This is a genomic window from Sorangium sp. So ce281 (assembly GCF_051527395.1).
In the GTDB taxonomy this organism is placed as follows: Bacteria; Myxococcota_A; Polyangia; order Polyangiales; family Polyangiaceae; genus Sorangium; species Sorangium cellulosum_B.
Genome location: NZ_CP150322.1, coordinates 10,805,158 through 10,823,529 on the forward strand (window position 1 = coordinate 10,805,158; position 18,372 = coordinate 10,823,529).

General features: G+C 68.6%; 12 protein-coding genes and 1 tRNA gene. 2 read left to right on the forward strand and 11 right to left on the reverse strand.

What is annotated here, in order from left to right; genetic code table 11:
* Positions 1–112: 112 nt before the first annotated feature.
* The 9 genes from WMF27_RS41420 to WMF27_RS41460 all read right to left on the reverse strand — a co-directional run bounded on the left by WMF27_RS41420 (position 113) and on the right by WMF27_RS41460 (position 13,529).
* Positions 113–376, reverse strand: coding sequence for a hypothetical protein (locus WMF27_RS41420; protein ID WP_437763380.1), 264 nt, complete (start codon positions 374–376; stop codon positions 113–115).
* A gap of 243 nt (positions 377–619) precedes the next feature.
* Complete coding sequence (locus tag WMF27_RS41425; RefSeq protein ID WP_437763379.1) at positions 620–2,881, reverse strand: glycosyltransferase family 2 protein; 2,262 nt, start codon at positions 2,879–2,881, stop codon at positions 620–622.
* A complete protein-coding gene (locus tag WMF27_RS41430) occupies positions 2,878–4,005 on the reverse strand; it encodes a hypothetical protein (protein ID WP_437763378.1) in 1,128 nt (375 codons plus the stop codon). The genes WMF27_RS41425 and WMF27_RS41430 overlap by 4 nt, the downstream gene beginning before the upstream one ends.
* Positions 4,002–5,573, reverse strand: coding sequence for a carbamoyltransferase C-terminal domain-containing protein (locus WMF27_RS41435; RefSeq protein WP_437763377.1), 1,572 nt, complete (start codon positions 5,571–5,573; stop codon positions 4,002–4,004). The genes WMF27_RS41430 and WMF27_RS41435 overlap by 4 nt, the downstream gene beginning before the upstream one ends.
* The gene (locus WMF27_RS41440) at positions 5,570–6,388 is read right to left on the reverse strand and encodes a M20/M25/M40 family metallo-hydrolase (RefSeq protein WP_437763376.1); all 819 of its coding nucleotides are present in this window, start codon (positions 6,386–6,388) and stop codon (positions 5,570–5,572) included. Before WMF27_RS41440 ends, WMF27_RS41435 begins: the two co-directional genes overlap by 4 nt.
* Positions 6,385–7,317: a polysaccharide deacetylase family protein gene (locus WMF27_RS41445; RefSeq protein WP_437763375.1), complete on the reverse strand. Its 933-nt coding sequence runs from the start codon at positions 7,315–7,317 to the stop codon at positions 6,385–6,387. Before WMF27_RS41445 ends, WMF27_RS41440 begins: the two co-directional genes overlap by 4 nt.
* Positions 7,314–7,850 carry a TIGR00725 family protein gene (locus WMF27_RS41450; protein WP_437763374.1) on the reverse strand — a complete coding sequence of 179 codons (537 nt, stop codon included), beginning with the start codon at positions 7,848–7,850 and terminating at the stop codon, positions 7,314–7,316. Before WMF27_RS41450 ends, WMF27_RS41445 begins: the two co-directional genes overlap by 4 nt.
* Positions 7,851–8,062: 212 nt before the next feature.
* The gene (locus WMF27_RS41455) at positions 8,063–9,835 is read right to left on the reverse strand and encodes a DEAD/DEAH box helicase (protein WP_437763373.1); all 1,773 of its coding nucleotides are present in this window, start codon (positions 9,833–9,835) and stop codon (positions 8,063–8,065) included.
* Positions 9,836–9,839: 4 nt separating this feature from the next.
* Positions 9,840–13,529, reverse strand: coding sequence for an AAA family ATPase (locus WMF27_RS41460; protein ID WP_437763372.1), 3,690 nt, complete (start codon positions 13,527–13,529; stop codon positions 9,840–9,842).
* Positions 13,530–13,929: 400 nt separating this feature from the next.
* Between WMF27_RS41460 and WMF27_RS41465 the strand changes: the two genes are divergently transcribed.
* Entirely contained in the window at positions 13,930–14,376 is a 447-nt protein-coding gene (locus WMF27_RS41465; RefSeq protein WP_437763371.1) for an HNH endonuclease family protein, read from the forward strand.
* On the opposite strand, the gene WMF27_RS41470 is transcribed toward WMF27_RS41465, so the two are convergent.
* A complete protein-coding gene (locus WMF27_RS41470) occupies positions 14,357–16,306 on the reverse strand; it encodes a ParB/RepB/Spo0J family partition protein (protein WP_437763370.1) in 1,950 nt (649 codons plus the stop codon). The two genes, WMF27_RS41465 and WMF27_RS41470, sit on opposite strands and share 20 nt — an antisense overlap.
* A 386-nt stretch (positions 16,307–16,692) precedes the next feature.
* Between WMF27_RS41470 and WMF27_RS41475 the strand changes: the two genes are divergently transcribed.
* Positions 16,693–16,789 (forward strand) — tRNA-Ser (locus WMF27_RS41475).
* Positions 16,790–17,642: 853 nt separating this feature from the next.
* On the opposite strand, the gene WMF27_RS41480 is transcribed toward WMF27_RS41475, so the two are convergent.
* Positions 17,643–18,107: a hypothetical protein gene (locus WMF27_RS41480; protein ID WP_437763369.1), complete on the reverse strand. Its 465-nt coding sequence runs from the start codon at positions 18,105–18,107 to the stop codon at positions 17,643–17,645.
* Positions 18,108–18,372 lie beyond the last annotated feature (265 nt).

Below are 18,372 nucleotides of genomic sequence, written 5' to 3' on the forward strand. Positions count from 1 at the left end.
CTGAAAACCGCACTGTCTCGAAGGAGTCGGTCTGGGTCAGCTTTGCGAACTCTGGAAATTACAGGACCTCGACCGCGAGGACATAGAGCGCCTGAATGATCTGATCGAATGATCAGCGGACGACTACTTCAAAACCGAGTCTCTGCAATATGCGTGCCGTGAACTGGCCGCCGCTGAAGGCCTTCGCTTCGATCTCCCGCTCGTTGGCGTGACGGTAGGCGTCGCGTAGGACCCGCTTGGCCGGCAGGTCGCGGCCGTCGAAGCGGACGAAATAGGACCCGCCGCCCGTCGACGCCCCGCTCGCCGTGAGCTCTCGGCATGCCTTCTCCACGTGCTCGCGCCGAACCTTCCCAAATCGCTCTCCGGTCGTCGCCATGTTCACCTCGCAGGGCTTCGGTCGCCGCCAGAATAGTCGTGACAGGAGTCGGTGGACCACCGTCGCCCCTGCCACCTTACGCTCAAGAACAGTACCAGGACGTCGGCGCGTGGTGCTGCGCGGCGTCCGAGGTGCACGCTCGGTCGGTTCGCGGAGAGCTAGGTAAGCGTCTGCTCGTCCGATTGTACGGAATTCTCGAAACCTGCGCCCGTGATCCTGTCTGCAGCCGTAGGGGGAGCTCCGCTACTGACTCCGAGCATCGCTGAGCTCAATCTCGTCCAGCCGCACACCCGTCAGGGCGCCCGCAACGTCGCGCAAGAACGCGAGCAGCCTCGTGCGGGGTTCCGGTGGGATGGGATGCCCCGGCGTTTCCAGATGAGTCGTAGCGGCGGCAAGGTTCTCGATCACGGCAGCCAGTCGCCATCTTGCGCCGCGCCTGGTCGCCTCCTCCTCAGCGCGCCCCAGAGTGCCGAGCGTCTCGTAGAGGCCGACCCCAAGCGCATCGGCCACCGCGTCGCGCACCGTGGCCTCGCGTGCCGGTGTGCCCCGTCGTGGCGTCCGCTCGTGAAGCAGCGGGATGGATGCGCGTGCGATCATCGCCCCGCTCCTCCGGCAGTTGATGCACCACGTGGTGTCGCCTCGCCGTGATCGTACCGAGCCCCACCGAACCTGGACAAACGCCTCCGGCCGCAGCACCCGCGGCGTCAAGAGCACCGTGTTGCCGCCCGCGACCGTCGCTGCATCGAGGTGCCCCCATGCGGTCGGAGGCATCTCGTCGAGCGACGGCGGCGCCGGCCGCGTCACCGGCAACCCGAGCATGAGACGTTCGACCACCTCGTCCCACACCCACGCGCCCGACGCACGCCACCACGCCACGCGCAGGGGCATCCAGATCTCTTCGCTCTGATCCGTCGTCAGATCGTAGTAGGGATCACGCCGTCGCAGCCAGGCCGCGAGCCTCCGCCCCGTCTCTGAGGTCTGAACCCCTGGAGCCTGCGTCGACGTCAGATCGAAGAGCTGCCGCCGGAGCAGGCCGAGCGCAGGCACGGGCGCCGCCCCGCTGTTGCCGCCGACGAGCGCATCGATGCCGCTCGAGCCGCAACGCAGCGCCAGGAGCTCGAGCCGATGCAGCAGCGCGCCTCCGGCGATGCGCCGGAAGCCGCGCTCGATCGAGGGAACCAGGACCTCGAAGCGGAAATCCTCGTCGAGGGACCACACGGGCGCCTCGGGGGATGGCTCCCATCCGCATTCGCGCGCGGCCCGAAACGCGAAGGCCCTGGCCTCGCACAGGGAGAGCGGGCGGGACGACCTCGGTACATGAACCTCGGCGACCACGATCCTAGGGTCGGTCCACGTCCGCAGCGTGGCACCGTGCTCGTCGTCGACTTCGGGATCGCGGTCGTTGCGAACGAAAAGCAGCTCGACGAGTGGCCCGCCTGCGCTGGCCCGCCAGAGTGAACGCTCGAGCGCGTGCTGAAGCGACGCGAGGAGCCCTGCCACGCTCCCAGCCGTGTCCGTCGTGATGACGACGATGCGCAGGGACCGAAGCCTCGGCGCAGCGCCATCTCGCTCGAACGCCTCGCACAGGCCGTCGATGAACGCTTGCCGTTCGTCGACCTCCGTGTCGCTGCGGCACGTGGCCTCGATCAGGGCCGTCTCTGCGGCATGCAGCAGCCCTGGGAAGTGCGCCGCGATGGTGCCCGTGGCGAGCGCCTGGTTCAGCCGCCGCTCCAGCGCCGCCGGGGCCCAGGGGTCTACACCCCAGAGGTCGATCGCGCGCGCACGGAACGCAGCCTCCTGCCGATGATCCATCCTCGGCCCATGCAGCTGCAGGAACCCTTCGAGCCCGGGCGGGATGGCCTGTGCTCCGCGACGGGACAGGCGCTCCCCGTCGTGGGCGTGGTACTCGACCAAGGGTGTGAGGATTCGCCGATAACGGCGCGGTTGCGCTGCGACGAGGCGGAGGCCGAAGTCCATGTCGTTGAACGACGGCAGGCTCTCGGAGAAGCCCCCGGCTGCCCAGAAGAGCTCCCGCGTGACGACGAGGTTGCTGCCCCGCAGACCGGGGTTGGCCACCAGGAACACCCCCGCATCAAGCGTCTCCGGGGGAACCTTTTCGGGCCGCACCCCGTCGCGGTTGTGCTTCTCGAAGGCGGTCAGCGCGAGATCGAAGCCCGGTCCGTCCGCGAAGACCGCGGTGAGATAGCCTTGCTTCCAGACATCGTCGTCATCGAGGAAGCACAGATGGTGGGTGCGCGCCACGCGGGCCCCGTGGTTGCGCGTGGCTCCAGCGCCTCGTGATTCCCCCACCGCCAGGACGGTGCAGGGGAGCCCCGCGATCTGCGCGGCCAGACCGGGCACGGCGTCCTCCGCCGCGTCGACGATCACGAGGATCTCGCGTGGTCTGAGGGACTGAGCGAGCACCGACGCGAGCGCCCTCCGCAGCAAGACGGGCCGGCGCCCAGTGGTGGGCACGATGACGGCGGCGTCGATCAGGTCGCTCAAGGAGCGCGCTCGCGCCAGAAGCCGTGGATGTCGCTCGCGATGGCCGCCCCGCCCGGCGCGCCCAGCGATGAACGGAATCGGCGCCGGGCGGCCTCGCGAGAGGCGACCTCGCGGATCTGCATTGCGACGTGGCGTGCGGCCGCCTCCAGCACCGCGCCGGAGCGCAAGGCCGTCCGGAGCGCCGCGAGCACCCGTTCGGTGTAGGCGCCTTCGTCATCGATCCGCTCGGGCAGATCCAGCGCGGGGACCAGGCCCGGGAGGTTGATGCCAGGCGGGACAAGCTCCACGGCCTCGTAGCGAGCGAGCTGGAGCACCTGCGTGGCGTTCTGCGGGGGAAGGAACACGACAGGAACGTCGAGCCAGAGCGCCTCGAAGACTGCGTTGAGTCCGGGGGCGGTCAGGAACAGCGCGGCGTCGGCCAGCGCCTGCAGGTACGCCGGCTGCGGCAGGCTCATGGCCTTCGCGCGCGGCGGCAGGATGGGACCAAGCACGGCGCAGGCATCGTTCCCGGCGGCGATGAGGATCGGTCCGGGAGGTAGCAGCGGTTCCACCTCGTGCAGGATGCGGGCGACCCACTCGAGGAACATCGGCGCCCGGCCAGGATCGATGAAGCGCGAGCGCACCCCGCCCAGATTGATCAGGGTGCCCTGCGGCGTCTTCGAACGCGGTGGCAAGGTCCGGATCAAGGGGCCGACCACAACCGGTCGCAGGGCTGGCGGCAGGGCTTCGACTCGCTCACGGACACCGGGGAACACCTGCGCGTAGCCGCGCTGCGCAGCCGTCCACACCGCATGGTCCTTGCGTGCGCTGTACCAGTACAGGATATCCACGAAGAAGATCGGCAGCCCGCACCGGCGGTAGACCTCGATGTTGGCCAGGTTCGAGACCACGAGCGCCGCGTCGAAGCGCTCTCCTTCGAGCGCTCTCGCCACGGCGTCGGGATCCTTCACGTCGACCGCGATGGTGCGCGCGATCGCCGGGTCGGCGCCGAGCAGCTCGGCCGTGACGTCGCGCACCAGCGCGACCGCCTCGACGTCGGCGTGCTCCAGGATGGCCAGGAGCGCCGAGCTCGACCCGTAGGCCATCGGGTTGGCGTCGCAGAGGAGGCGCGGTCGCTGGGTCACGGGAGCACTCCTCCTGCGAACCGTTGCATGGTTGCCGCGTCGCACGGCACCAACCAGCCCTCGATCCAGGCGAAGTCCAGGTGCGTCTCGTCGAGCGCGTCGAGCGCCGCGCTGGCGCGCTGGAGGAGGGGACGACCCTTCGTGTTGAAGGACGTGTTCAGCACGATGGGCGGCTCACCCTGCTGCTCGAGCGCTTCGAGCAACCGCCCCAGGAAAGTCTCTGGCGCGACGATCTGCGCCCGCGCCGTACCGTCGAGGTGCGCTGCGGCAGGGAAGCGGACGAGCGCCTCGGGGCGCATCTCGACGGCAAAGGACATGTAGGGCGAGGGGGCTGCATCCAGGAGGAACTCTCCTGCCCGCGCCGCCGCGACGGCCGGGGCCAAGGGCCGGTACCACTCCCGCGACTTAATGCGGGCGTTGATCCGCTCTTTCACCTCTCGAGAGCCGGGCAGCGCCAGCAGCGAGCGGTGACCGAGCGCTCGTGGTCCCAGCTCGGCGCGGCCGTGGGCGACGCCGATCACGGCGCCGCGGCGCAGCAGCGACGCGATCGCCTCGACGCCGGTCCGCACGGCACCGCGCCGCACGAGCTCGCCCTCGCCCACGTCCATGACGAGCCATGGCCCCGCGAACACGTCCGGCGGCGCTGACGGCGGCTCGACGGACCACAGCGCGCCGGTCGCGATCCCCGCATCGTTGGGCGCGGGAGGCACATGGACCGGGCGGCCGAACATCCGGCGGACGAGCTCATTGGCCCGCACATTGAGCGCGCACCCGCCCGTGAGCACGATCCCCTCGTCGTGCTCCGCGAGATGCTCTTGGAGGATCCGGAGCACGAGCTTCTCGAACACTGCCTGACTCGTCGCCGCGAGATCGCGCGCCTCGTCCTCGGCGACCGCATCGGCCTCGAGCTCCAGGCCGAGCTGCTCGCCGAGCGAGTAGAGGGCCTGCAAGGGCTCCTGGAAGTTCAGGTAGTAATCCTCGACCGGGCCGAGCCACGCCTCGCGGATGCGCCCCAAGGCCGCATAGGCCATCAGCTTGCCAGCGAGGGAGAGGTGCCCGGCGCGCGGCTGAGGGCGCCGTCCCGTGACCTCGGGCATGGCGGTGGCGAGCAACCGGTACGGGGTGCCGAGGTTCAGCGGTACGCGGCGAAGGTGCGTGAGAGCCCGGTCGTACGCGCGGAACAGGTTGCACGTGCCGTCGTTCCCGCCACCGTCGAAGGACATGACGAGGGCGCGCCGAAAGGGCGCGTCGTGGATCCCGTGCAGGGCATGGGCGCGGTGATGGTCGACGGTTACCCAGCGCTCGGCCGAGACCAACTCGGCGAGGATGCGGCGGAGCGAGGGCATCACCCAGCTCGTCACGGCCATGTCGAAGCGCTCGATCCCCGTCGCTCGTACGGCGACCTCGATCGCCCGCCGCCACTGCGTCCGGAAGATCTCCGTATCCCACGCGCTCGCGAAGTACCGCTCCTCGAACAACCTTTCCAGCTCGAGTGCGAGCTCGAGCACGCCGTCGTGGGCCACGGCGAGCCCCGCGTCGTGCTGGACATGGAACGCGATGACCTTCATGACTGCTCCCCGGAGGCCATGTGCTCCAGCGTCGCGACGAGCTGGCGCGCCGTCAGCGCGAGCGTGGCGAGCGGCAGCGACTCGTCGGCGCTGTGGACGTTCGAGCGCGCGTCGTTGGGCCCGAAGGCCGCATAGGGCCGCTCGCCAAAGAGCGAGCTGACGGACCCGGCAGATGTCGCTGAGGCGCGGTTCAGCGCGCGGGCGTCGAGCACCACCGAGACCGATTCCTCGCGGGAGAGCTCCCGCCAGCGGCGGCAAAGATCATCGAGGCGCTTGTCCGATCGGAACGCCAGGATGCGCTGCCGTTCCGGGGCCTCGAAGTAGCCGGTCTCGTCGAGCCACACCGCCACGTCCTCTCGCAGGGCGGCAAGATGCCCGGCGAGCACAGGCGAGCCCGTCTCTTCCTCTCCCTCGATCACCCAGAGCACGCCGGGCCAGGATCGCACGTCTCGCGCCGCCAGGAGACGCTGTGCAAGCGGTCCGAGGTTGTCCGCGATGCCACGCCCGTAGGCGCGCCCCGCGGCGACCCGGAGCTGCAGCGCGTCGCCGTGCCAGCTTTCGTGCACGGGTTCGACGTCGTAGTGGCCGTAGAGCCCGATCGTCGGGATCCCGATCGGCGCGGGACGTCGCGCGATGAGCAGTGAAGCACGCCCGGGGCGCCGCAGCTCTTCCACGGCGAAGCCGAGACCGCGCAGCTCAGCGTGAACCTCGGTCGCCACCTCCAAGGCCGACGCGGTTCCGGACACGGGGTGGAGGGCAACCCAGCGCCCGACGCGGTCGAGCCACTCCGCTTCGCGATGCCATGCGGCGCTCATCCACGTCTCCCGAGCGCTGGCAGCAGCGTCTGCTCCACCCAGCGAGGCTCGTCCGGCACCACGAACCTGCAGATCCGCAGCGGCTGGCGCGGGGTCACCTGGTTGCCGAGGAGAAGGCCGAGACGGTAACCGTGCGCCGCGACGACTCCTTCGGACCCCTCGCTCCACGCTGCATCGGGGTAAGCGAGGGTCGTCGGTTTCGGAAAGCCATGCCGAGCGAAGACCTGGTCCGCGTCGTCGAGCTCGGCCGTGAGTGCTGGAGCATCCAGCACCGGAAACGGCCTGTGCGTCGCGCCGTGGGCTCCGATCGACCAGCTTTGCCGCACGAGGCCACGAAGCTCTTCGGCCAGTAGGTACAACCGCCGCGAGGGCTCGGCTGGCGCGTCCAGCGCCTCGCCCAGCGTGGCGAGGATCGCATCCCGCTCCTCCTCGGGAGCCAGGAGGCAACGCCGCCGCTCGGGACCATCGACGAGCCGCGCCCGATCGTCGGAACGGTCGAGATCGAACTCCCAGCGGTGCCCACCCACCACGAGCGTGCCCCGGCGCCTCCGTGCGCGAGCGAGCGCCGAGTACCAGCGATCTGCGGGCAGCGCCCGAGGCGGCGTCGCGAGCGTGCACGTGGTGACGAAGACGCTCGCCGCAACGTCCACCGCTGCGAGCACCGGCGCTGCGTGCTCGACGACATCTGCATAGCCGTCGTCGAAGGTGATCCAGACGGAAGGGACATCGAGCTCCGTGCGACCGTCGGCCCAGGCGGAGACTGCCGCCTCGCCCACGAGCGTGACGTGCTGCATGAGCTGCTCCACCTGGCGCGCGAAGCTGCTGAGCGAGACGGCCGTCCCGCGGGAAAAGTACGGCCACCCATCACCGGTGCGGTCCGCATCCGGCAGCACCCGGTGGTAGCAGAGGACCGCGAGCTGGCCCGTCATACGAACGAGGGCGGAGGAACGATCGCCTCGGCGAGGGTCAGGGCGAGCTGCGCTGCATCGCGAGGTGCCAGGGGGCCGTGCACGCGATCGCCGCGCCGGTCATCTAGCGTCTCGCCGGCGAGACGCGTTGCCCATCCTTCCGAGCTGCCAACGCAGACGATGGGTCGCCCGAGCTCCCATGCGAGCGCGAGCTCTCCCAGTGTACCGGTCCGCCCCCCGACCGCGAGCACCACGTCAGAGGATGCTATCAGCACGGCATTGCGGGCGTGGTTCATCCCCGTGCAGATCGCGACGTCCGCGGCGTCGCTCGCGTCGCCCGCCCGGTACGTGGGGAGGATGGCGATGGTATCTCCGGACTGGTAACGCGCCGACGAGCGCGCGCCCCGGAGCGCCGCGGCCATGACGCCGCCGAGCCCGCCGGTGAGCACCCGGAATCCTTGGTCGACGAGAGCCGTCCCGAGCTTGTGGGCAAGCTCGAGCTGGTCGGCCGTCGCGCGAGTGCTTCCAATCACGGCGGCAACGGGTCGTCGCATCGTCTGCTCCCAGTAGTGTAGGATAAGTCACGGTTAAATCCCGAGGAGTCCGGCATGTTCGGGTTGCTGACTGAAAGAGCACCACCTGCCTCGCTGCATCCTCGAGCAGGTGGTACCGCCATACGGTCGGTGCTGATGACTCCGTGTCAGCGCTCGGCACATTGAACCTTGTCATGGGCTCTCTCCGGTCCTGTCCCGGGGAGCGGCATGCATCACCCATCCCACAGATGGGCGACGCGGCTGTAGCTCTGGATGCCCTCCGGTAGCCCATCGTCCTGCACGTCGACGACGAGGCACTCTGCCGTCCCCCCGTTCTCTGGGCCGCGCAGGCCGCGACCGACCATCTGCTCGTACCGCAACGCGCTCGTCGTCGGCCGCGTGATGCAGACCACGTCCGCGCGAGGAGCGTCGAAGCCCGTCGTCAGCACGCCGACGTTGCAGAGGAATCGCAGGCCGTCACCGTCACGGAAGCGCTCGATGACAGCAGCGCGCTCGGCTCTCGGCGTCTGCCCGGTCACCACCGCGGCGCAGTCGTCGTCAAGGGCGCGGTTCAGGGCGACGGCGAGGACCTCCGCGTGCGCGACGGAGCACGCGAAGACGAGCGCGTGCCGGCGCTTCGGGAGCCGGCCGAGGCGCTTGAGGATCCGGGCGTTGCGGTCGTGCTCGAGCCCGAGCTGCGCGACGTAATCGCCGGGAAGGTCCCTGAACTGCTCGAAGCGGCGAAGCTGAGCGTCCGTCATCGCGCGGGTCCCCTCAACGCGGAGGCGCTCCGCGTTGACCTGAGCGAGGATCCCCCGCCGCTGGAGGGCCTGGATCGGTTTCTGGCCGAGCGAGTCAGGGCGTAGGAGCTGCTTCTGGAAGTACCGCTGGAGCGTCGCGCTCTCCTCGTCGTCCGAGCGCCACGGCGTCGCGGACAAGCCGATGACGGGGGCCGCTCCCTGCAGCGCACGCCATTCACGCTTCGCGCAAAGCCCAAGCGCTACGAGCACTTCGCGCTGCGTGTGCGTGATGAGCGAGTGAGCTTCATCCACGACGGCGCACGCGAGCCGCCGGGTCGGGAAGCTCTCAAAGAAGTCCGGCATGTTGTCCACCCAGCTCGCGAGTTGATCGATGCCTGCGACCAGCACGGTGGGCTCGTCGCCGATCTCGATCGAATCCGGATCGCGCCCACCCCAGAGCCGCACGATGCTGAGCGGCGGCGTTCTACGGATGATCTTCCCCACGCGCTGCGGCGGCACCTGCCAGACTTGCCGGAAGCACTCCCACGCCTGCCGCTGGAGCTCGTCAGTCTGCGCGATCCAGAGCACGACATTGCACCGCTGCCGCTCCTCGGCGAGGTGATCGCAGATCGCCTCCACGGCCACGCGGGTCTTGCCGGCCCCGGTGGGGAGCGACAGCAACGCCGTTTCCCCGGTGCCGCCAAGGAGCATCTTCCGGATGGCGGCGTACACCTCGATCTGGAAGTCGTGCAGCGGCGGCAACGGTTCGACCGGCACGACCTCCTCGTCGTCGGGCAGGGGGTTCGATCGGCACTTCGCGAGCAGCTCGGGCAGTCCGGTGATCTCGCAGAAGCGGCGTGCCCAGGTGCTGCCCTGGTGCCAGTAGCCTGCCATCACGCGCGAGCCTGCGCCCTGCTGCGTCATGTTGCCGTGCAGCGGCGCCGCGCGCCGTCCTCCGACCTCGCGGTAGAGGGCCTCGAGCTTCTTGTATCTCGTCGTCGACAGGTTCTGGAGGATCTTCTCCCGGAGCCACGGCCCGGTCGCGCCGTCGGACAGCAGCCGGTGGCCCAGGAGATCGACGACCTCGGCGATCGGACGCGAGGGTGCTCCGGGCGACAGGTTCCCCGATCCACGGAGCGCCGCCCGCACGGCGTCGAGCCGCTCGCCCACCCGCGCGCCCTCGTCGCTCGCGAGGAACCCGTCCCAGTCCTCGCGCGAGATGCGCGCCAGCACCTGCTCAACCTGCGCTCTCTCTTCCGCATCCATGGCCTTACTCGAGGAGCTTCTTGATGGTGCGCGCTATCTCTTTCAGGGCGAGCGTATCGAGCGCGCCCCGCTCGCCTTCCTGCGACGTGAACAGCGTCTTCCCCAGCACGAACCCGTTTCGCTCGTAGAAGTTGCGCTTCCAGTCCCACCCGCGGCGGTAGTCCTCGCGGTCGAGCATGCCGAGGTGCTCCCAGATCACGAGGTCGCCGTCGGGCATGATGAACGAGAAGTCCGGGCGGACGCGACGTGCCTCGGCCTGGCCGTCGTAGGCGCGCTCGTAGTGGTAGTCGACATCGAGCTCGTACAGGATGTTGGCGATGACGAGCTCGGACTTGCTGCGCACAAGGTGGCCCTTCGCGGTCCGGTGGATGAGGTGCTCGGCGTAGGGCACCTCGTCCGCGCCCTGGCGGACTGCGCCCTGGAAAAGGTTGGTGTTGCGTCGCGCCGTCTCGGAGCGCTCCGGGCGGGTGAGATCGAACAGCGTCGTCGCGTCGTTCCCCTCGACGAGGAGCACCAGCCGCTCGCGCGAGCGCGTGAGCGCGGTGTAGACGAGCTCGCGCGTGAGAAGACGTGAGCCCTTAGGCAGGACGACGAACACCTTCTTGAACTCGCTGCCCTGGGCCTTGTGGACCGTGAGCGCGTAGGCGAGCTCGAGCGGCGCGCGGCCGTCGCCGAACTGGCTGGGCCAGTAATCGAACGTGACGTTCGGACGGCCGGCGAAGGCCACCTTGAGGTTGTCCTTCACCTTGCTGACGAGCCCCATCTCCCCGTTCGCGATGTCGAGCTCGCAGGCGTTCCGCTCCTTCCAGTCGTACGCCTTGCGCCGCTGGTTCACGGTCTGGATAACCTTGTCCTTCGCCACGATGTTCTCGTCGCCGAGGCTCGGGGCCCACCGCCTCACGGCGGCGTCGAGCTCCTTCGCGCGAAACTGCCGCTGGATCCACCGGTTCAGGTCATGCACCCCGTGGGGGTGCATGCGTACCGGGGAGAGGATCTGCCACCGCTCCGAGCCGTCGGGCTTGTCGAACGGGACCCTCCCCTTGTCGTTGAGGCCCAGCGCTCCGTCGAAGCCGGCGACGTCGCTCGCGTCCTTCACGCCGAGGTGTCGCGCGAAGGCCTCGAGCAGCTTCGCCCGCAGCTCGTCGGGCGTCTTCCAGAGCACCACCTCGAGGTCGTTGAACGGCGTGCCCGCTTCGAGATCGCCGAGGACGCGGTCGGCGTCGATGGGCTGCGGCTCCCTGGTGAACCACGATGCGAGCCGCAGCGTGTCCGACGGCTCGCTCGACGATGCCAGCGTACGCACCTCCACGGTGAGCCGAGCGAGCGCGTCGCCGAGCGGCGTTCCATCGTCGGCCGCTGCGGTCGTCGTCTCCAGGAACGCGACGAGATCCGCGAACGGGCGCCCTACACCGATGGGCGGAAGCTGGTTCGGATCGCCCACGAGGACGATCCGCTGCACATGCGCGAGATCGAGAGCTTCGAGCACGGCGAAGAGATCGTCCATCGTGAGCATCGAGCACTCGTCGATGACGATCGTCTTCTCCTGGCGGTACTTCTCTTTGCCCTCGAAGCGTGGCCGCTGACGGGCGCCGTCGTAGCGCTTGAGGTGATGGAGGAACTGCGCCACCGTCATTGCCTCGGCGTTCGTGGCCTTGGCGAGGCGGACGCGGGCCTTGCCGGTGGGGGCGAGGAACAAGATCCCGTCCTTGGCGAGCGGCGGGCAGAGCATCAGTGCGCCCAGGACCGACGTCTTCCCTGAGCCCGCGCGCCCGATGAGGACGCTGAGACGACGCGACGTGAGACGCGCGAGCGCGCTAGACTGCTCGGCGATCGCCAGCGCGTGGCGTTCGTTCTTGGGGTCGAAGCTCCCGCCGGCGCCCGTGATTGCCTCGACGAGGAGCGTCTTCCAGTCCGCCTTCACGGGCATGATCGGCTTGCCAGCCCGTTTCGACAGCGTCGACCGCAGACGGTCCTCGCGCCCCTTGAGCTCGGTGAGCTGGAGGGCAGCGGTCGATGTGCCCCTGTCGTCGGTCACGACATCGACGAGCTCGATCACGTTCTGGAGCGCCGAGCGGTTCGCTGCCGGCCAATTGCTCCCGACAACGCACGGGTGTGCGAGATCCACCTTGGCGACCTCCTGGAGTGCGTCTGCGGTACCGAGGAGCGAGTCGCCTTGCTCGGCCGCCCGTCGCAGCACCGCGACCATGGCGGCCCGGATGCGCCGGGGATCGTTGGGTGACCCCACCGCTGAGGGCGCCGGCACCGGATGCTTCGCGGCGATGGTCGCCTCGGGGAGCAAGCCGCGATCGATCATGCCAACGGACACGGGCGAGTCGTCCCAGCTTCCGAGATCGACCTCGCTCATGCGGTAGGGGTTCTCGAGGATCTCTCGGTCGGAGACCTTGGCCGTGGTTCCTCGCGCCCGCTCGGCCACATCGTACCAGCGCTTCGCCTGCGCGGGCGTAAGCGCGAACCGGGAGAGCAGCCGGAGCAGATCCCGCTGCTCGTCGGTGAGATTCGTCCAGGTCTCGCGAACCGCCTCGAGGTCGGGAGCGTAGGCGCGCTGCGGTGGCTTCTTCTTTCCCCGGAGGATCGCGTCGACGACGGGCCACGGATCCGCGTCCCGCGCCACCGCGTTCGAGGAGAGGAGCTCGAGCGCGAGCGCCGTTCCGAGGCGCAGCCCGAGCGCTTCGAGGGCGGGTCCAAGCCCAGGAAAGGCGCCGCGGTCCTTCCAGGTCGTCGCGATCTGAGCGTTGAGCCACTCCTCGCGGCGCTCCCACGGACCCTTCGCGATGCCGTGCGTCCGGATCCGGCGTACGGCTTCGAGGCATCGAACAAGCGTGGAGAGCGCGATGTCGGCCGGCGCGAGCTCGGCCGCGTACGAAAAGACCCGCAGGTGTGCGGGATCGGCAGGGACGGCGATCTCCCTGAGCTGCGTGAGCCGCCGGGCGTCTTCGCCGGGATCGCCGGTCGGCTCGAGGTAGTCGTGGTACGGCAGCAAGAAGCCGTCGTCGCCGTCAGGGCGGATCGAGTGCTGGATCAACCGGTCCCACATCCCGTACGAGGGCTTCTTCTTCGCGGTATCGTAGGACTTCGGCGGCACGATGGCCGTGATGCGCCCGACGCCCATGACCAGGCGCGAGATCGTATCGCCGAGCGGCTGCCCCTCCTTGCAGTAGAAGAACACGAGCGACCGCTCGGGAACGAGGCGACCGAAGAAGAGCTGGAGCAGCGCTTCTTGGCGCGACCTCCCGAAGACCCAGGGGCTCGAGAACGGCGCTTCTTCATCGGGCGGCAGCGGCTCGGGGAGCTTCGCGTCGATGCCTTCCTGCTCGTTGCTGAGCATCCAGGCGAAGGGCACGACGAAGGTGGAGTACGGCGGCGCCTTGACGAGCGTGGGCACGAGGTGCCCGTGCGTCTCCTCGGCCTTCTTGATGCCGGCGTAAGGATGGGTGAAGCGCCGCGTCCACGCTTCCGGGCTCATGAACGCGCCGGACTCGGCCTGGCACGGCGGCACATCGTCGAGCTCGAGGCCGCTCCACGGTCTCCCAGCCAGGGCGTCTTCTCGCGCGTCGTCGCGCTCCTCGCGGATCCGGTCGAGCGCGGTGCAGAAGGAATTGCAGGACGGGACGCGGCAGACGCGCCCGTTCCAACGCGAGTCGTGCCAGGCGACGCGAGCGGTGAGGTGGAACATGTCTCGAGGTCCCCCTTCGGATGCGCTGCCGATGGTACGCTGCCGACGCCCATGCGGACCAGCCGTTCCCGGCGCGACGCTTCCAGGAAGCGCACGCCCTTCGATACGGCTGTGTTTGCCGCCATTCGGCCGCCTTGCTCACTGCGGTCGCCGAGCAGCCGCTCCCACGTCACCGTCGTCATGAAGACCGTGCCGACCTCCGAAGCGAGCGCCGCCGGCGGCAGCGCGACGTGCGCTAGGCTCGCTGCCTCGACGTTGAACCGCCCCGCGAGGTAGCGGAAGAGCGCCGCCTGCGGCGAGCTGCCCGTTCAACGCAGCCGTCGCGGGCCGGTCGTACATTTTGGCCTCGATCGCGATCAGCGCTCGCCGAAGCCTGACGATGTAGATCAGCACGTCGGGCGTGTCCTTCGTCGTGGAGTCGAACGATGGCACACGCCACATCTTGGTGGAGCACGAGGATGTCGCGCGATTGGGCGCGGGCAGCGCCCCGATGTTGCTCGCTGAGCTCAGGGGGCTCCGCGCGGCCGGGATCACCATCGATTACGTGCTTCCTGAGGAGCGCACCTTCGCGCTGAAGGGGCGCGGCTTTGCCGACCGCGACGAGTACGAGGAGCAGATCCATCGGCTCGGGAACCTGACCGTCGTCGAGGAGCGCATCAACAGCGCCGCGCAGAAGAAGACACCCGAACAGAAAGCATCCGCCGATGACGTTTATAAGGACAGCAAGTTCGTCGCGATACGACAAATCGGTGTGGCGAGCCAGACGAACAACAAGTTCGGTCGCGACGAGGTGGAGGCTCGCACACAGGAACCCGTCGACTTCTGCCTCAAGCGCTGGCCGCCCTAGTCGTGAGCTGCGTCCTCGGCTGGGACAGATTCGGTCGCGCGCTGCGGCGTTCTTCCCGTGGGTCCGTGTCGGCCCGTACCAGTCTTGCGGCAATTGTCAACGCATGCGATGACCCAGGCGCGGCCAGGACCAGTGCCGCGGCCCTCGCGAGATCGCCCATGCGGGGCGTGGTCGGATCCAGCGAAGTCGATGCATCGGGACGCACGAAGATGGCCTTCTGCGGCTGCGCCGTCTGGGCGCTGAGCGGCAAAAGCTCTGCTTCAGCTGGCGCTGCAGAAAGTACTGTTGCATTCGATGCCGATCGTGGCGCCGCACGTACGGACGCATGCAACGCGTCGAGCATCGCGAAGAACTTCTCGGACGCTGCTTCCCTCACGTGCGCGGGCCAGTTCTTCCGCCAGATTTCAGCCCGACCTTGGAACGGCAAACTTAGCGCGCCGCTCCTGTATCCCTCGATGATCTGCACGACCACCGCTTCGATCTCCTCCTCCGTCGGGTTGTGCAGCACCACCTTCGGCGGAGCCGGCGCGCTCGTCGCGTTCGCAGGCGGCAGCGGCGTGAGAGTAGATCCCAAGGGCGGAAGCGTACGGCTCGGTCCCGCGGGAGCTGGGGCCGCGCTTCCTGACCCGTTCACATGGCCCAGCGTGGGCCCGGGCCTCGTGCCGGGTACCTCAATGCTGAATGAGTTGACCTCACGGACCAATTTGACCAGATCGCTCGCCAGAAGCGCCATCGTTGCGCGGCCGCTCTCGGGATCGCCTTGGCGCGCCGCCATGTAGTCGGCGAAAGTAGATGAGCCGTCGAGGAGCCCTCCATGACGTTCTGAGAACCGATTCTTCGCAGCGAGAATCCGACGGAACATGTCGTGAAGCGGCGTCGTCGGCGCATGCTTATCGCGGCAGCTCTGGGCTTCGCCGTGTCCCGACGGCTCGGCAGCAGGCTCCGCGACCGAACGCACGAGCGCGCGGATCCTCTCCTCGATCTTCTCGAGCGCGATGCCGATCTCCTGCGCCTCTTGTGCGAGTGCCGGATCCAAGTCGTGGACGAGACGCCCCCATCGCTTCCCCACCTCGTGAAGCGAGTCCGTGACCTCGCGCATGCGTGCGGTGCTCTCGCCGCCTTTCCTGCTCCGTAGGTTCTTCCTCTCGGTCGCTCTCGCATCTCCCTCAAGCATCGCGACCGCTGACTTGACGCTCTTCGTGCGGCCGTCGACGAGCAGCTGCGTGACGGACACCTGTTGCTCTCGAGGCAGCCGGGTGAGCTGCATCAGGAGGACCTTCTCGTCCTCGAGCGGGGTGCCGCAGAGGAGCTTGGCCGCCCTGGGAGCCAGCTCCGTGGCGATGCGGATCTCTTCCCGCACGGACCGCTCCGACGTACCGAGCTTGTCGGCCGCATCCGACGCGAAGGCCGGTGCAACGGAAATAATTTCCGTTGCCGCCTCGGCTGCCGCCTTTGCGTGACCCCCTCGTGCATGCTGGCGCGCCTCGGGATGGACGGCCTCGTACAGCTCCTTCTTACGGGCGAGCAGCCGGCCTCGCTCGAGCACCGAGAAGCGGCGCCGAACGATGTTCTCGTCGATCTCCGCGAGCTCGCGCTCGAGCATCCCCCACGTGGCCGTGCGCGCCGGGATGTGCGTTCGGCCAAGCTCGACGAAGGCGGCGATCCGGTTGCGGCCCGTCACCAGCTCACCCTCCGGCGTGAGGATGATCGGGTTCAACAGATCCACCTCGGCGATGGACGCGGCGAGCTGACGGACGGTCGCGGGGTCGGGCTCACGGTGCGGCGGGATGGCGATGTCCTTGATGGCGACCATGTGCACCTCCCTGTGCACGGCTTTGGTCGCGTTCAGCATGGACGGTGTGGCATCGGGGCGTGACCTCGTGGTCCGCTTCGGCTTCGGACTGCGGCTGCTCACTTTCGGGATCATCATGGTCTCCTCAACCGAACGGAGTCGTTCAGGCACGCCAAGTTTGCCCGGAGGACGAGAGCGCATCCACCGCCGGCAAGCGCAACGGGGCCGGCGCGTGGGCGCCAGCAAGCTGCTCGGTCCCGAGGGACAGCGCGGAGATGCTGTCGTCGCCGGCCCCCGGGCAACCGAGAACCCGACCGGGCGACGCGGCGCCGCCCGGCCCGTTTTCCCGTGTTCTCTCGCCGCCGATCGCCCTCCCGCCATTCACACGCCATTCACACGCCCACCGTCGCGAGGGGTCGCCCCCGGTCGCGTTCCGTCGCGTTCCAGCCCCCCACCCGAACCCCGCAGGGCTGTCCCAAGCACGCGATCAGGCTAGGTTTTTTGCCTGATCCCGCAGGGTTCGGGCGGAGGCCTCCCGCGACGCCGCCAAGGCCCCCTTCGGGTTTTGAAAACCGCCGTTGGGGCAACTCAACCAGGGGTTCGAATCCCTTCTCCTCCGCTGAATTCTTGAAGGCTTATCGGTACTTGGCGAGGTCTTCGCGAGGTCGAGAGCGGACAGCCGAGGACACGAGGGACCCCGAGATTTGGCAAATTTTTGGCGCGGCGGCTCGTGTCCCGCACTGGTTCAGGGACGGTACCGGTGCCCGAGGTGCTCCGACCGGACCTCCGCGAGCTCGACGGCGGAACGTAGGCGCTGCTCCCTGCCTGTCGGTTCCCTCGCATCACGCTCCGGCAACCCGCGCCCGAGCGTTCTTGGGATGAGATCGGCGCTCAGCTTCCCACCATGTTCGGCCGCGTTCTACACCGGGAAATCAGGTGGCGTGGACGTTCTCGCCGAGGTCACTTTTCCCCTTGCTCGAACCGGCCATCCGAGCCTTGGTGTTAGCGAGAGGCTCTCCTTCCGCTCGCGTCGTTTGACGCCAACTTGGTGAGCAACGCAGAAAAGCCCGACCGTCATCACTCCGGCGAGGAACGCACCCAGGCCAAGGTTCGACCCTGCGCTTACGGGAGCAGTCGCCGAGGCGGCCGGCACGTCGGTGGAAGCTGAGCGAGCGGAGCCACCGCGGGCTGGATGGCATGCGGAGGTGCGGCAGCCTGCTCGAGAACTGCTGCGGGCGCGGGCTGTGCCTCCACCTGAACGGGGCCAAGGCGAAGCAGATCTCCTTCAAGCTTGGGCGCTGGAAGGCGATACGCTCGGGTGGGCGCATCGCGGAACCGAGCAGGCCTTCAGCGCGTCAGGCGAACGTCGCGCGAAGTCTGGGTGAGCGTCCACTCCGCTGGTGTAACGAGCAGAAAGCTGGCGAGTTGATAACGAAGCACCTGCTCCGGCCAGGAGCGTTCGTGGCGTTCGCGTTCATTGCGCAGCAAAAACACACACATCCATGCCGACGGCCATCCGATTGGCCGTAAACTTCATCAGCTCGCGCTCTTCGGCGACTGTCACCCGGCAGCGGTCGATTGGGCATGTGGCCAGATGCCCCGCATGGATGTCCTGGATTGGGCCGTTGCGCCAGGCTACGTTCACGAGAGCGTTCGCGAACACGCGACTCGGGTGCTCGCTTACGACCGCGCGAGCCAGGGCGAGACGCTCGGCGTCCGTAACCTCGACAACTCGCTTCGCAATCTCCGGCAGTGCAAGCGGCCCGAAGGCTTCAGCGCTCGCGAGAATTGACCCACCTCTGCTCGCGAAAAATGGTCCACCCCCGGCTGACGGTGGTCCCGTCGAGCGCGCGGCGGGCGCGTTCGCGATCGAGGCGGTGGTGAGCGCGCGGACCGTGACCGGGGGCAAGGTGCGACGCTCGGGGGATGCGTCGTGCACGACCGTGCCGGGTCTGCCGTCGGTGGTTCCAGCCTGATCCTCGCGTTGGGGATCGGCAGCAGGTCTGCTCGTCGCCGTCTTGCCAGGCCGCGAGGCGGAAGAAGACGCAGGCGTCGTGGCGGGAGCGCAACCCGGACTACTTCGTAGCGCGACGGCTGAAGCAGCGGACGGCGATCGTGCCGCCGCCGCCTGCGCCGCTGCGGGTGCCGCCGCCGCTCGACCGACTTCCCTGGGACATCGCGCAAGACCAGTTCGGGGTCCAAGG

What these genes read in the sequence shown, in the direction of transcription:
- WMF27_RS41450 (WP_437763374.1), bottom strand. Translation starts at nt 7,850, where the DNA reads ATGCGACGACCCGTTGCCGCCGTGATTGGAAGCACTCGCGCGACGGCC.
- WMF27_RS41455 (WP_437763373.1), bottom strand. Translation starts at nt 9,835, where the DNA reads ATGGATGCGGAAGAGAGAGCGCAGGTTGAGCAGGTGCTGGCGCGCATC.
- WMF27_RS41440 (WP_437763376.1), bottom strand. Translation starts at nt 6,388, where the DNA reads ATGAGCGCCGCATGGCATCGCGAAGCGGAGTGGCTCGACCGCGTCGGG.
- WMF27_RS41470 (WP_437763370.1), bottom strand. Translation starts at nt 16,306, where the DNA reads ATGATGATCCCGAAAGTGAGCAGCCGCAGTCCGAAGCCGAAGCGGACC.
- WMF27_RS41435 (WP_437763377.1), bottom strand. Translation starts at nt 5,573, where the DNA reads ATGAAGGTCATCGCGTTCCATGTCCAGCACGACGCGGGGCTCGCCGTG.
- WMF27_RS41460 (WP_437763372.1), bottom strand. Translation starts at nt 13,529, where the DNA reads ATGTTCCACCTCACCGCTCGCGTCGCCTGGCACGACTCGCGTTGGAAC.
- WMF27_RS41445 (WP_437763375.1), bottom strand. Translation starts at nt 7,317, where the DNA reads ATGACGGGCCAGCTCGCGGTCCTCTGCTACCACCGGGTGCTGCCGGAT.
- WMF27_RS41420 (WP_437763380.1), bottom strand. Translation starts at nt 376, where the DNA reads ATGGCGACGACCGGAGAGCGATTTGGGAAGGTTCGGCGCGAGCACGTG.